The organism is Halococcus dombrowskii (assembly GCF_022870485.1).
Lineage (GTDB): Archaea > Halobacteriota > Halobacteria > Halobacteriales > Halococcaceae > Halococcus > Halococcus morrhuae.
Window position 1 is genome coordinate 1,122,712 of sequence record NZ_CP095005.1, and the last position, 13,995, is coordinate 1,136,706.

Here is a 13,995-nt window from a genome sequence, read left to right on the forward strand (position 1 = left end):
ACCTACCCACTACAGTCCGAGAAACGGCGATCAAAAGCACAGTGAACTGTGGAATCTCTATCGACAGATGGTGAGAGTGGTGTTCCCGTTATATGGTCGAACGCCTCGGATTTTGCTATCCGATCCAGAAAGCCACGGCGGTGCTCCGATTCCGCGCTACGAGGCCTACAGACGCTTGTTCCACTCGTCCGTCCGGAACGTCGTCTCGGCACGTCGCTCCGCCGTCGTCAGCTCGTCGTCGGTCAACGATCCCGCTTCGCCACCGTAGGTGGTGCGGAACTCGTCTTTGAGGCGGTCGATGACGGCTTCACGATCCTCGGCAACGTAGTCCGCGATGCGGGTGACGCGCTTCTCGGCGGACGTGACTGCCTTGTCCGAGAGTTTCTCTTCACCGATACGAAGCGTTCGGAGCATCGCCTCGATATCGAGCGCGTAGCTCATCGTGACGTGGTGGAGCACCGCGTTCGAGCGCCGGAGCTGGGCTGCACCGCCGATCTTGCCGTCCTCGTGGGCGATATCGTTGAGCGGTTCGTGAACGGCCGCCAGTCCGAGATCACGGAGCGCGTCGATCGCCCATCGGTTGAGTCGTTCGTAGCTCCGTTCGATATCGTCCGCGACTGCCGCGCGCGGGAGATAGATCGAGTAAGTGATCACCGCGCCGGGTTCGGCGTACATCGCACCGCCGCCGGTGATCCGTCGCACGACGTCGATATCGTGGTCGCGGACGTACTCGTCCGCCACTTCGTCGGCATAGGCCTGGAATCGACCGATCGGCACCGCCGGTCCCGTCCGATACCAGAAGCGGATCGTCGGTGCCATCTCGCCGTCGTCGAGGCGATCGATCAACACGTCATCGAGCGCGTGGTGGACCGGTTCGTCGTGCACACCGTCGTCGATGATCCGCCAGTTTTCGTCGGATGTGACTCCGGGATCGGTCATCGGTCGATCGCCTCCCGGACCGCCTCGGCGAGATGGGCGGCCGAAAAGCCGATCAGCTCTGCGTCGACCGTTTCAATCGCGTCGACCAGTTCCTGCTTCGAGACGTCCGTCGGTCGTCCCTCGATCACCCGTTCGAGCCTCTCCCGTGCCTCGGGCGGTTCGAGGAAGAAATCCCCGGTGATCGTGACCGATTCGATCGTATCCTCGTAGGTCGCGGTCACGGTGACGAGCTTGCCGTCCGGCACTTTCACTGATCCGGTCTGCTCCATGGTTGCTCGTACGGTTGGGTATGCCGAATATCTGACCCTGATCGACGCTCCACGTTCAGAGCGGGCTGTATCGGGTCCACTGCTTCCGATGTTTGCCGGGTCGAACTCGTCATTTCCGTTCTGTCACTCAGCATCTATTTCCTCCATCATTCTTCATTACACCAACATCTATTTGAGGGTCGGTACCATGGCTATGTACAACCAATGAATCACGAATCACTGACAAAAGGAACGGTGAGTCACGTGAATGCCGCCAGTCAGTCGGGGTTCATCGAAACCGAGGCGACAGCGAAGGACGTCCTGTTCCTTCCGAACGCTGTGCGGGATCACCTGCCCGAACTCGGGGAGGAGGTCACGTTCGAGATGGTCGAAACGAGAAACGGACCGCGTGCAGCAAAGCTTTCGCGGACGTAGTTCGTTCACCGTTCCGGATCGCACGAGTTCGTTGCCGACACCGTCGGACGGACGTCCGTGTAGATCGCGCTTCGAGCAGTGAGGCGTCGGTAGCAAGGTCTTATGTAGGATGTCGACGAACCGCATGGATACTCATGGGACGATCAGCGAACGATTCCGGTGTCGCGTTCGATATCGACGAGGAAACCCAGCTCATCCTTCGGAGTCTCGACGAGTTCGTGGAACAGGAGGTCGAACCGATCGCCGCGGAACTCGGGGAAACGCTCACGAACCCACGACTCGGCCACGAACCCGATGGGCGATTGACCGACGAGGTTCTCGATGCGATCGGGCGCGTCCGCAAACGGAGCGCCGAGGCGGGCTACTACGCGATGAACATGCCGAGCGACGTCGGCGGCGAGGACGTGTCGGCGGTGACGTGGTATCGGGCGAACAAACGCCTCGCCACATCCGCCGTCCCCCTGTCGAACGAAGTCCTCGCGGGGCCGGCGGGCCCGAAGCCGCTGCTCGCGGCGGCCGAGAGTGACCAGATCGAAAACTATCTCGAACCGGCGATGCGCGCCGAGAAGACGACCGCGTTCGCCCAGACCGAGCCCGGGGTGGGCTCCGATTCGCCGAACATGGACACCCACGCCGAGAAGGACGGTAACGAGTGGGTTCTCGACGGCACGAAACAGTGGATCACGAACGCACCCTACGCCGATTTCATTCAGGTCTTTGCACGGACCACCCCACAGGCGGAAGCGGGCCGTCACGGCGGGATCACCTGTTTCATCGTCGAAGACGACGAGTTCGAGCTCGGATCGCTCAACAACGCCGTCGGATCGGTGGGCCGACAGGCCGAGGTCCGGCTCGACGACGTTCGAGTCCCTGCCGATCGCGTGCTCGGCGATGTCGATGCGGCCTTTTACGATGCAATGGGATTTCTCGGCCTCGGCCGGCTCGAGATCGGTGCCCAAGCGATCGGCAGCGCCGAGTGGCTGCTCGATCGTGCCACCGAGTTCGCCACCGACCGCGAGGCGTTCGACCGCTCGATCGGCGATTTTCAGGCGATCTCGCACAAGATCGCTCGCGGGCGCGCCAACGTCTACGCCGCCGACGCCGCCGGATTGCGATGTGCGTGGACGCTCGATGGGGGCGATCCCGCCATCGCCGAGTCGTCGATCCTGAAGTGGTTCGCGACCAACACGTTCTGGGAGGTCGCCGACGACGTGATACAGGTCCACGGCAGCAGCGGTCTCGCGGAAGAGAACCCGTTCATGGATCGTCTCCACCAGGCACGGATCTTCCGAATCGTCGAGGGAACCGACGAGATTCAGCTCAACACCATCGCGAGCCAGTACGGCCTCTGAATCTCCGAACGGATTCGTGATTTCGGGCCGACTGTAAACACTCGGCTCGACGCTATCTCACGGGCGTCATCGACTGTTGCCGCGTCTTCGGCCTCGGTTGAAATGGTCATCTCAGACCCGCTCGATGAGCGTGGCGATCCCTTGGCCGAAGCCGATACACATCGTACACAGTCCGTACCGGCCGCCACACGCGTCGAGTTGGTAGGGCAGCTTTCCGAGGAGTGCCGCACCGGTCGCACCGAGCGGATGACCGTGGGCGATCGCGCCGCCCCAGACGTTCGTTCGGTTCCAATCGGCACCCGTCTCGTCGAGCCACGCCGCGACGACCGACGCGAACGCCTCGTTGACCTCGAAGCGGTCGATGTCGGACACCGCCATGTCGTTCGCGTCGAGCAGTTCGTTCGTGGCCGGGATCGGTCCCGTGAGCATCGTCACGGGATCGACGCCGACGACGTGGCTGTCGACGATTCTGGCCATCGGCTCCCAGCCGAACCGCTCACACGCCTCGCCGCTTGCGACCAACGTCGCCGCCGCACCATCGACGATCCCCGAGGAGTTGCCGGCGTGGATCACTCCCTCGCCCTCCTCGCGAAACGCCAGCGGGAGATCGCCGAGCGTCTCGATGTCCGTCCCCGGACGCGGGTGTTCGTCCGTCTCGACGTGGGTCGTCCCGCCATCGAGCTCCACGTCGGTAGGCACCACCTGGTCGTCGTAACGGCCGGCATCCGCGGCGTCGGCCCAGCGGTTCTGCGAATCGACGGCGATCCCGTCGAGATCGCTTCGGGAGAACCCCCACTCCTCGGCGATCCGTTCGGCACCCTCGCCCTGGGTGGTGAGCTCGTCGAAATGCTCGAAGTAGCTGTCGGTGAGACTACTGCCGGCCGAACCCATCGGAACCCGGGTCATGTGCTCGACACCGCCTGCGACGAGAACGTCGTGGAAGCCCGCACGGATCTGTCCCGCCGCGAAGTTGATCGACTGCTGGCCCGACCCGCACATCCGGTCGAGCTGCACGCCCGGCACGTCGTCGCCCCAGCCAGCCACCATCGGCGCGATCCGTGCGATGTTGTTGGCCTGTTCGTCCACCGGGTCCACACAGCCGTAGATCACGTCCTCGATGTCGTCGGATCCGGAGAACCCGTTGCGCTCTTCGAGCCGTTCCAGCGGCATCGCCGCGAGATCCTGTGGATGGGTGTCCCGAAACGACCCGCCGTGCTTGCCGAACGGGGTCCGCACCGCGTCGACGATGTACGCGTCTGGCATGGTCTCCAGTCGTCCCAGACGGGCTTATTCTTTTGCCCGATCGATCGTTATATTCTGGGGTGTACTCGCGTCTGTCTCGATTGGGCGTCAAACACTACGCCGTCGAAACGCTCGTGCAACGCCATCTCGTCGAACTTCGCGGCCGAGATCCGCGGGACCGTTGAGGTACTCGAAATCACCGGGAAGCTACCAGCTAGGAAATCACTTGTCGAGATACTCGGAAAATCAGTGGGTTCGGGCGGATTTGAACCGCCGGCCTCCTCCATGTCAAGGAGGTGTCATAACCAGCCTAGACCACGAACCCTTGCTCTACCCACTATTCCGCCGTGGGCCTAATTGAAGGTTTCGGAACGAGGGCACGGTGTGGAATCGCTGACGGTAGATTTAACCCGATGTACGATCTTGTGCATTACAACGCGAATCAGTACATCCCAACATGCAAGAGTACATCGCACGGGTGGCCGACGGCGAGGATCTCTCGCGGTCGGCCGCGCGCACGGCGGCCACGGAGATCTTCGAAGGGGCGACCGAGGCACAGATGGGAGCGCTGCTCGCGGCGCTGCGGACGAAAGGCGAGACCGAGACCGAGATCGCCGGCTTCGCCCAGGGCATGAGCGCGGCCGCACGCACGATCGAACCTGACTGCCGGCCGCTCGTCGACACCTGCGGGACGGGCGGCGACGATCACGACACGATCAACGTCTCGACGGCGAGCGCGGTCGTCGCCGCCGGTGCGGGCGTCAACGTCGCCAAGCACGGCAACTACTCGGTTTCCTCCTCGTCGGGCAGCGCCGACGTGCTCCGCGAGCTCGGCGTGGACATCGACGCCGAGCCCACGGATGTCGAGGCGGCCATCGAGCGCCAGGGGATCGGGTTCATGCTCGCGCCGGTGTTCCACCCCGCGATGAAGGCGGTCATCGGCCCGCGCAAGGAGCTCGGCACGCGGACGATCTTCAACGTACTCGGCCCGCTGACGAACCCGGCGAGCGCGGACGCGCAGGTCGTCGGCGTCTACGATCCCGATCTCGTGCCCGTGCTCGCCCGCGCGCTCGCCCAGCTCGGTGTCGACCGCGCGCTCGTGGTGCACGGCTCCGGCATGGACGAGATCTGTATCCACGGCGAGACGCGCGTCGCCGAGGTCCGCGGCACGGAGATCGAGGCGTACACGCTGACGCCCGAGAAGTTGGGTCTCGACGCGGCCCCCGTCGCGGCGGTCGCGGGCGGCACGCCCACCGAGAACGCCGCCGACCTCCGGGGGATCGTCACCGGCGAGATCGAGGGCCCCAAGTGCGACATCGTGCACGCGAACGCCGGCGCGGCGGTGTACGTCGCCGGTATCGCCGACAGTATCCAGGATGGCGTCGAACATGCCCGCGAAGCTATCGACGCCGGTCGTGCCCGCGAGAAACTCGCCGCGCTGCGCACGGCCGAGGCGGTCGCGGGTGAGGGACGATGACCCGCACGAAGCTCTGCGGGCTGACCCGCGAGTGCGATCTCGACGCCGCCGTCGACGCCGGCGCGGACATGGTCGGGGTCGTCTCGCGAGTGCCGATCGAGACGCCGCGTGAACTCGCGCCCGATCGTGCTGCCGAGCTCGTCGATCGGGTTCCCGAGAGGGTCACGAGCGTACTCGTCACGATGCCCGAAACGCCAGAAGAGGGAGCAGCACTCGTCGATCGAGTCGCGCCCGATGCGGTCCAGGTCCATGGCTGCTCGCCGAATGAGGTCAGGGAGCTTACCGAATGCATCACCGTCCCGGTGATCGCCGGTGTCGATGCGGCCGACGACGATCTCGACGAGTACGCGACCGTCGCCGACGCGCTCGTGCTCGACTCGACAGACGAACAGGGTGCGGGCGGCACCGGCGAGACGCACGACTGGATGCGTGCCCGGGAGATCGTCGCCGACCTCGACGCGCCCGTCCTGCTCGCCGGCGGCCTCACGCCCGAGAACGTCGCCAGTGCGGTCGAGACGGTTGCACCGTTCGGCGTGGACGTATCGAGCGGGATCGAGGACGAGCGAGGCACGGGCACCAAAGACCACGCGAAGCTCCAGAGATTCGTCGCGCGTGTCAGCGGGGAGCCGTTGCGCGCATGAGCGATGCCACTCTGTCGCCGAGTCGCGAGCGGTTCGTCGATCTGGCGAGCGATCGGGACCGTCCGGCGGTCGTGCGCGCGGTCGCTCGGCTCGACGTCGACAGCGAACCGCTCGCGGCGTATGCGACGCTCGCCGACGACGCGGACCACACCTTCCTGCTCGAAAGCGCCGAGAAGGTCGCCTCCAGCGACCCCGACGGGGCGTTCGCGCCCACCGAGGCCGACGGCCACGCGCGCTACTCGTTCGTCGGCTACGATCCGGCGGCGCTCGTCACCGTCGGTCCGGACGGCACCGACATCGAGTGTTTCGCCGAGCGATATCGAGGAGCGTTCGACAGCGACACGGGCGACGTTCTCGACCGGCTTCGCGGCGCGCTACCCGATGCCGATCGAGTGAATTTCCCCGACACCGATCGCCAGCAGCTCGACGGCGGGCTCGTGGGCTACCTGGCCTACGATTCGGTTTACGATCTACAGCTCGACGAGGTCGGGATCGATCGGCCCGATTCATCGGTGCCCGACGCGCAGTTCGTCCTGACCACGAAGACCGTGGCATTCGATCACGCATCCGAGGAAGTCTCGCTCGTGTTCACGCCGCTCGTCCGCCCCGACGACGATCCCACCGCGATCCACGATGCGATGGCCGCCGAGGTCGCGCGCGTCCGCGAGGAACTCACTACTGCGACGGTCGACGTGGGCGGGTTCGAGCGCCGCGGGGGGACCGCTGGCTCGCGTGAAGAGTATGAGGAGTCCGTCCGGCGAGCCAAGGAACACGTCCTCGATGGCGATAGCTATCAGGTGGTGCTCTCGCGCGCCCGCGAACTCGTCGGCGAGGTCGATCCACGCGGGCTGTACGCCGCCCTCCGCGAGATCAACCCCTCGCCGTACATGTATCTGCTCGAATACGGCGATCGCTCGGTGGTGGGTGCGAGTCCCGAGACACTCGTCTCCGTTCGTGGTAACGAGGTCGTCTCGAACCCGCTCGCGGGCACCTGTCCCCGGGGATCGAGCCCGGTCGAGGATCGCCGGCTCGCGGGCGAACTGCTCGCCGACGAGAAGGAACGCGCCGAGCACACGATGCTCGTCGATCTGGCGCGCAACGACGTGCGACGGGTGAGTCAGCCCGGCTCCGTGCGTGTCGCGGAGTTCATGACTGTGCTGAAATACTCCCACGTCCAGCACATCGAATCCACGGTCACGGGAGGATTGACGGAGGAACACGATGCATTCGACGCGGTGCGTGCGGCCTTTCCGATGGGCACCCTCTCGGGCGCGCCGAAGGTCCGCGCGATGGAGCTCATCGATGATCTCGAAACCTCCCCACGGGGACTGTACGGCGGCGGCGTCGGCTACTTCTCGTGGGACGGCGACGCCGACATCGCCATCACGATCCGGACGGCGCTGATCGAGCACGCCACGGGGTCGTCGGGAACGAACGAGGATCGGATCACCGTACGGGCTGGCGCGGGCGTCGTCGCCGATTCGGAGCCAGCGAGCGAGTACGACGAGACCGAACAGAAGATCGAGGGCGTGCTCGCCGCGCTCGAACGCATCGAACGGCCGTCGATGACGCCGGAGCCCTCCCGATGAGCGACTCGACGAGCCCCATCGATGCCGCCGACCGCCCTGAGGTCCTGTTCGTCGACAACTTCGATTCGTTCACCTACAACCTCGTCGAGTACGTGAGCGAACACGCGAACACTCACGTCGTGCGCAACACGGTTTCACTCGACGAAATCCGCGCTGCCGACCCGGACGGGATCGTCATCAGTCCCGGGCCGGGCCACCCGGAAAACGACCGCGACGTGGGCGTCACGCTCGACGTACTCCGTGAAGTGAGCTCCGGAATTCCGACGCTCGGCGTCTGTCTCGGGCTGGAAGCGGCGGTCTACGCGTATGGAGGATCGGTCGGGCGCGCGCCGGAGCCAGTACATGGAAAGGCCGTCTCGATCGATCACGACGGTCGCGGCGTGTTCGCCGATCTCGATCAGGGGTTCCAGGCAGGGCGCTATCATTCGCTGATCGCCACCGACGTGCCCGCCTGTTTCACCGTGAGTGCGCGCACGGCCGACGGGCTCGTGATGGGGATCCGCCACAGTAAGTATCCGATCGAGTGCGTACAGTTCCACCCGGAAAGCGTGCTCACGAGTGTCGGCCACGACGTCCTTCGGAACTTCGTTTCTGCGCTCGATGGCGAGCGCGTCCCGAGCGCGAATCAGTAGCGTTAACCCGACCAGCCACGCAGTCGGCACAACCAATGCGTTCGCCCTCTCGCCAGCGCCTCGGTGCGCTCCTGGTGGTTCTGGCCGTCATCGTCGTCGTCGGGCCACTCGCCGTGAGCGCGGCGACCACACCGACTGCCAGCGCGGCCGACAACGATTCGACGCGCGGTGCGACGCTCGTCGGAATGCAGTCCGAAGGAGCGGTCACACAGTACGACGCGAACGGCGACGAGGTCTGGACCGAGCGCGGCGAGAACGTCGACTACTTCGACGTGACGAAACTCGATAACGGGACGGTGCTCGCGGGCTTCATCGTCGAGGGCGAGCAGTCCTGTGGCGAGTACGAAGCGCCCTGCTCGCGGACGGGCTATCGTCTCATCGAGCCCCAGCCGGAGCCACACGTCGTCAACGAGTGGTCGTTCCCCGTGGCGACGAAACTCAACAGCGAGGTCCACGACGCGAACATCCTGTCCTCGGGCGAGGTGATCATGACCGACATGGACGCCGAGCGCGTGTTCACCATCGCGCCCAACGGCACGACCACCTGGCAGTGGAACGCCAGCAACTTCTACGACGCACCGCCGGACGCCACCCAGACCGACTGGCTTCACATCAACGACGTCGACCCGATCGGCGGCGATCGATACATGGTCTCGGTCCGAAACGCGAACCAGCTGCTCGTCATCGAGCGCGGTGAGGGCGTCGTCGACGTGATCAACGAGGACACCGAGCGCGGCAACGACCAGAACTGCAAGGCGAACAACGGGCTGGCCGACTACAGCAACGACAGCGGTGGCGACGTGCGCTGTGGCGATCCGGAGATCCTGAACCATCAGCACAACCCGCAGTATCTCGGGCCGGACGCGATCCTCGTTGCCGATAGCGAGAACGACCGTGTGGTCGAACTCCACGAGCAAAACGGGAGCTGGGAGGTCACATGGGGCGTCGACTCGTCCAATGGCGTCCGCTTCGACTGGCCGCGTGACGCCGACCGCCTGCCCAACGGCAACACGCTCATCACCGACAGCCGCAACAACCGCGTCGTCGAGGTCACGCCCGAAGGCGAGACCGTCTGGAACACCGACACCGGGATCTGGCCCTACGAGGCCGAACGGCTGCCCTACAACGAGATCCTCAACGACGACCAACTCCCGCGGATGAACGGCACCGGCGACACACCGACGACGAGCGGGGAATCGCTCCCGCTGCTCGGACAGGCCCACGCCGGCCTCTCCTACGTGGTGTCGCTGCCGGTCTGGTTCCAGCCCTGGCATATCGGCGCGCTCGCCCTCGGCGTGATCTTTGCGCTCGTCGGCGGCGTGCTGGTCTGGAGCGGTCGGCGGCGGTAACGCTCGCGCCCCGCTTTCGAACGAACCCCTTCACGCTTCGTCTGCAACCCACCTTCCATCGGCCGATTTTTCACGGCACGATTACTTCCACTCCGTTCTGGATACGTTTATAACTCTTTGGGGATTATCTAAGGAAACAACCCACGGATAGTGATATTCGAGTCGTCTCAACAGTATATTCAAATGAAATTGCAAAAAATCAAATGAAGACGGATAATTTATTTGGATGGCCATTGAACAAGGGATTCGTCACCGAATGACCGACGGATGATCGGACGCCTACGCCAGCCCTAGCATCTGGCTCTGCTCCGCGATTCCACGCACCCAAAATCACCATGATGCGCAAACCGACACAAGGAGATGAATCTCCGACTTCACGAAATAAGGTAGAGCAGATGGGAGCAGTTGCGATTGTTGTTAGTGCCGCCTACGTAGCAGCACGCTCCATCGTCCGGTATCTGATGACATTAGCATCGCTGGAGCAAATCATTGCGGGACTGCTAACTGTTGGTATTACCCTCATAATACTCGCAGTGCTGTGGCTGCTCTCGATTGTGACATCAGGTTAGCGTGATCCCGGCATGCTTGCCGGAGACCCACGCCAGCCCTAGCAAAGACTCAATTCGAGGGCATCAACTTAAAGATTGATTTTCGTCTGTTGTTTGTGAGTCTATTGATTATACAAATGTCTAATAGATAGGGCCATTAGAAAATACAGTCGCTTCCTCTGGATCATCAAGCGCAGTCGTGTGGTTTTTCGTCAGACAAATCACTTTCACTCCAGACAGGGTATGTTTATACTGCTCCAGCGGGTACCTTCGGAAGCAACCGCGATCAGTGAAAGCCGCATAGTACCAACAGCATAATCAACTAAACTTGCAAAAAATCAAATGAAGACGGATAATTTATTTGGGTGGCCATTGAACAGGGAGTTCGTCACCGAATGACCGATTTTACACCACACCGAAAGGGGAGTTTTGCCCGTCAGCGCCCGCACGCTGCCGGAGGGGACGGTCGATGAGCCGCGCGGACCGCTCGGCCGACGAGGTCGTCCTTCCCGTGAAGCGCACCGACGGCGACACGCTCGACGAGCGTCTGACCGCGAACGCCTACGAGAACATCCTGCCGGCGCGCTATCTCCGGAAGGACTCCGATGGGGAGCTCGTCGAGACCCAGGAGGATCTCTTCGTGCGCGTCGCGAAGAACGTCGCGCTGGCCGAGGCGGTCTTCGAGGCCGAGCGCAACGACGTCGAAATCAGCGTCACGCCCGACCAGCTGAAGCCCGACCACCCGCGCCGCGACGATCTCGCGAGCGAAGTGTTCGGGAAGGGGACGACGGCCGACGACGAGGTCGAGACGGCGCTGTCGGCGTACAACGTCAACAAGTTCGCCTACGAGACCGTGGTGCCCGAGCTGCCGGGGGAGATCCGGGAGCACGTCGAGGCGACCGCGCAGTCGTTCCAGGAGTCGATGGAGGAGCTGTCGTTCATCCCGAACTCGCCGACGCTGATGAACGCCGGCGACGAGCTCCAGCAGCTCTCGGCGTGTTTCGTCGATTCTCCGGCTGACGACATCGACGATATCCACGAGACCGCCAAGGAGGCCGCGCAGGTCTTCCAGTCCGGCGGTGGGATGGGCTACGCGTTCTGGAAGCTTCGTCCGTACGGCGACGCCGTGGGCTCCACGGGCGGGATCGCCTCGGGACCGATCACGTTCATGCGTACGTACGACCAGATGTGCGAGACGATCGCGCAGGGTGGCGCGCGTCGCGGGGCCCAGATGGGCGTCATGCGCGTCTCGCATCCCGACGTGATCCAGTTCATCCACGCGAAGAACAAGGACGTCTCGCTGGCGCACTCGCTGCGACTCAACGATCCCGACGACTTCACGCACACCCAGTTCGTCGACGCGCTGGAGGAGGCCCGCGAGCTCATCGACGACGAGGGGAAGGTGCCCGAGCACCTGCGCAACGCCGTCGAGGGTCACCTCTCGAACTTCAACATCTCCGTGGGCGTCACCGACGACTTCATGGCGGCGCTCGAAAACGGCGAGGAGTTCACCTTCACCAATCCACGTACCGAGGAACCGCACATCGCCACCGCCGAGACGAAGGAGCTCTACGACTGCTACGATCTCGGCGAGCACGTCGAGGTCGGCGAAGAGCTGTCGATCCCGGCCGCCGACCTCTGGGAGCATATCGTCGATGGTGCCTACCAGAACGGCGAGCCCGGTGTCATCTATCTCGAACGAGTGAACAAGGAGCACTCCTTCGACGTCGAGGAACATCCCGACCACGAGATCCTGGCCACGAACCCCTGTGGCGAGCAGCCCCTGGAGGAGTACGAAGCCTGCAATCTCGGCCACATCAACCTCTCGACGCTCGCCGCGACCGATGCACCCGACTGGCGGGTCTGGTCCGACGAGCACGCCGACGAGTACGACAGTCGGGAAGCAGCGATGGACGCTTACCTCGACGAGGCCATCGACTTCGAGGCGTTCGATCACCGCATCGAACTCGGTACGCGCTTCCTCGAAAACGTCGTCACGATGTCCGACTTCCCGGTCGAGAAGATCGAGCAGAAGGTGCGAGAGATGCGGAAGATCGGGCTCGGCATCATGGGGCTCGCCCAGCTCTACATCCAGTTGGGCGTGCGCTACGGCTCCGAGGAGGGCAACGAGATCGCCCGCCAGCTGATGGAGCATATCAACCACGGCTCGAAGTCCACCTCCCACGAACTCGCCGAGCAGCGCGGGAGTTTCGAGGACTGGGCGGACTCGAAGTACGCCGATCCCACCGCCTACCGCGAGTGGTTCGAGGCCCAAACCGGTGAGTCGGCCGACGACTGGGCCGACGGCTACCCCATTCGCAACCACAACACGACGACGATCGCCCCGACGGGGACGACCTCGATGGTCGGCAACACGACGGGCGGCTGTGAGCCCATCTACAACGTCGCCTACTACAAGAATGTCTCCGACGACGTGCAGGGCGACGAGATGCTCGTCGAGTTCGACGACTACTTCCTCCGGGTGCTGGAGGCCAACGACATCGACGTCGACGCGGTGAAGCGCGAGGCCCAGGACCAGATGAGTAGCAATGAGTTCGACGGCGTCGAGGGGCTCGAAACGGTGCCCGCGGCCATCGGCGAACTGTTCGTCGTCACCTCGGATCTCTCGGGGATCGAGCACGCGGGCGTCCAGGTGGCCTGTCAGGCCGGTGTCGACAGCGCCATCTCGAAGACCTGCAACTTCCCGAACAGCGCCACGAAGGCAGACATGGACGAGGTCTACCGCTACATCTACGACAACGGCGGCAAGGGCGTCACGGTCTACCGTGACGGCACGCGCTCGAAGCAGGTTCTGACCACTCGGGCGGACAACGCCGAGTTCGCCGACGACGAGGAGGCCGCGGCGGTCATCGCCGAGCAGATCGAGGAGGTCTTCGGCGGGCTCGCCGAGTTCCTCGACCACGAGGACGTTCGCGGGACGCTCGCGACCGAGGAGGCGTTCGACGAGCCGGTCTACGCGGCGAAACAGCCCCGGCCGGACGTGCTCCACGGGATGACCCAGCGCATCGATACGGGCTACGGCAAGCTCTACGTCAACATCAACGAGGACGAACAGGGCCGGCCGTTCGAACTGTTCGCCAACATCGGCCACTCGGGCGGGTTCACCAACTCCTTCACCGAGGCCTTGGCCAAAGTGATCTCGACCGCGCTGCGCTCGGGCGTCGCGCCCAAGGAGATCGTCGACGAGCTCGACGGCACCCGCAGTCCGAAGGTCGCCTGGGACAAGGGCGAGCAGATCCAGTCGATCCCGGACGCGATCGGCACCGCGATGCGCCGGTATCTCGACGACGAGATCGAGAAGACCTATCCCCAACAGCGCAACCTCGCCGAGATCGCCGACGACGAGGGCGCTGAACCGGAGGCCGACGGCGGCGTCGCAACCGAATCGGACACGACCGACGACGTCCAAGAACTCATCGACAACGGCGAGAGCCCCGAATGTCCCTCCTGTGGGGCGTTCACGCTGTACTACTCCGAGGGCTGCAAGACCTGCGAGTCCTGTGGCTGGTCGGAGTGCTGAAC

Annotated in this window: 12 protein-coding genes and 1 tRNA gene; 8 read left to right on the forward strand and 5 right to left on the reverse strand. The window is 64.0% G+C overall.

Annotation, left to right across the window (positions count from 1 at the left end; all coding sequences use genetic code 11):
• Positions 1-165 precede the first annotated feature (165 nt).
• A complete protein-coding gene (locus tag MUK72_RS06050; protein ID WP_244704815.1) occupies positions 166-939 on the reverse strand; it encodes a lipoate--protein ligase family protein in 774 nt (257 codons plus the stop codon).
• Positions 936-1,208 carry a lipoate-protein ligase small subunit gene (lplB, locus tag MUK72_RS06055; protein WP_244704816.1) on the reverse strand — a complete coding sequence of 91 codons (273 nt, stop codon included), beginning with the start codon at positions 1,206-1,208 and terminating at the stop codon, positions 936-938. The genes MUK72_RS06050 and lplB overlap by 4 nt, the downstream gene beginning before the upstream one ends.
• A 234-nt stretch (positions 1,209-1,442) precedes the next feature.
• Between lplB and MUK72_RS06060 the strand changes: the two genes are divergently transcribed.
• The gene (locus MUK72_RS06060) at positions 1,443-1,622 is read left to right on the forward strand and encodes a cold-shock protein (protein ID WP_244704818.1); all 180 of its coding nucleotides are present in this window, start codon (positions 1,443-1,445) and stop codon (positions 1,620-1,622) included.
• A 134-nt stretch (positions 1,623-1,756) separates the two neighbouring features.
• Positions 1,757-2,974 (forward strand): acyl-CoA dehydrogenase family protein, encoded by a 1,218-nt coding sequence (locus MUK72_RS06065; RefSeq protein ID WP_244704820.1) that lies wholly within the window; start codon positions 1,757-1,759, stop codon positions 2,972-2,974.
• A gap of 111 nt (positions 2,975-3,085) precedes the next feature.
• Here the strand turns inward: MUK72_RS06065 and MUK72_RS06070 are convergent, their stop codons facing one another.
• From MUK72_RS06070 to MUK72_RS06080, 3 genes are all read right to left on the reverse strand, one after another.
• The gene (locus tag MUK72_RS06070) at positions 3,086-4,237 is read right to left on the reverse strand and encodes a thiolase family protein (RefSeq protein ID WP_244704822.1); all 1,152 of its coding nucleotides are present in this window, start codon (positions 4,235-4,237) and stop codon (positions 3,086-3,088) included.
• A gap of 47 nt (positions 4,238-4,284) precedes the next feature.
• A complete protein-coding gene (locus MUK72_RS06075; protein WP_244704825.1) occupies positions 4,285-4,503 on the reverse strand; it encodes a hypothetical protein in 219 nt (72 codons plus the stop codon).
• Positions 4,467-4,541 (reverse strand) — tRNA-Val (locus MUK72_RS06080). The genes MUK72_RS06075 and MUK72_RS06080 overlap by 37 nt, the downstream gene beginning before the upstream one ends.
• A 132-nt stretch (positions 4,542-4,673) precedes the next feature.
• On the opposite strand from MUK72_RS06080, the gene trpD reads away from it, so the two are divergent.
• From trpD to MUK72_RS06110, 6 genes are all read left to right on the forward strand, one after another.
• Positions 4,674-5,693, forward strand: coding sequence for an anthranilate phosphoribosyltransferase (trpD, locus tag MUK72_RS06085; RefSeq protein ID WP_244704827.1), 1,020 nt, complete (start codon positions 4,674-4,676; stop codon positions 5,691-5,693).
• Entirely contained in the window at positions 5,690-6,334 is a 645-nt protein-coding gene (locus MUK72_RS06090) for a phosphoribosylanthranilate isomerase (protein WP_244704828.1), read from the forward strand. The genes trpD and MUK72_RS06090 overlap by 4 nt, the downstream gene beginning before the upstream one ends.
• Positions 6,331-7,923 (forward strand): anthranilate synthase component I, encoded by a 1,593-nt coding sequence (gene trpE, locus MUK72_RS06095; protein WP_244704830.1) that lies wholly within the window; start codon positions 6,331-6,333, stop codon positions 7,921-7,923. Before MUK72_RS06090 ends, trpE begins: the two co-directional genes overlap by 4 nt.
• Positions 7,920-8,555: an anthranilate synthase component II gene (gene trpG / locus MUK72_RS06100; RefSeq protein ID WP_244704832.1), complete on the forward strand. Its 636-nt coding sequence runs from the start codon at positions 7,920-7,922 to the stop codon at positions 8,553-8,555. Before trpE ends, trpG begins: the two co-directional genes overlap by 4 nt.
• A 35-nt stretch (positions 8,556-8,590) precedes the next feature.
• On the forward strand, positions 8,591-9,904 hold the full coding sequence (locus MUK72_RS06105) for an NHL repeat-containing protein (RefSeq protein ID WP_244704834.1): 1,314 nt from the start codon (positions 8,591-8,593) through the stop codon (positions 9,902-9,904).
• A 1,017-nt stretch (positions 9,905-10,921) separates the two neighbouring features.
• Positions 10,922-13,993: an adenosylcobalamin-dependent ribonucleoside-diphosphate reductase gene (locus tag MUK72_RS06110; RefSeq protein WP_244704836.1), complete on the forward strand. Its 3,072-nt coding sequence runs from the start codon at positions 10,922-10,924 to the stop codon at positions 13,991-13,993.
• The last annotated feature ends 2 nt before the right edge of the window (positions 13,994-13,995 follow it).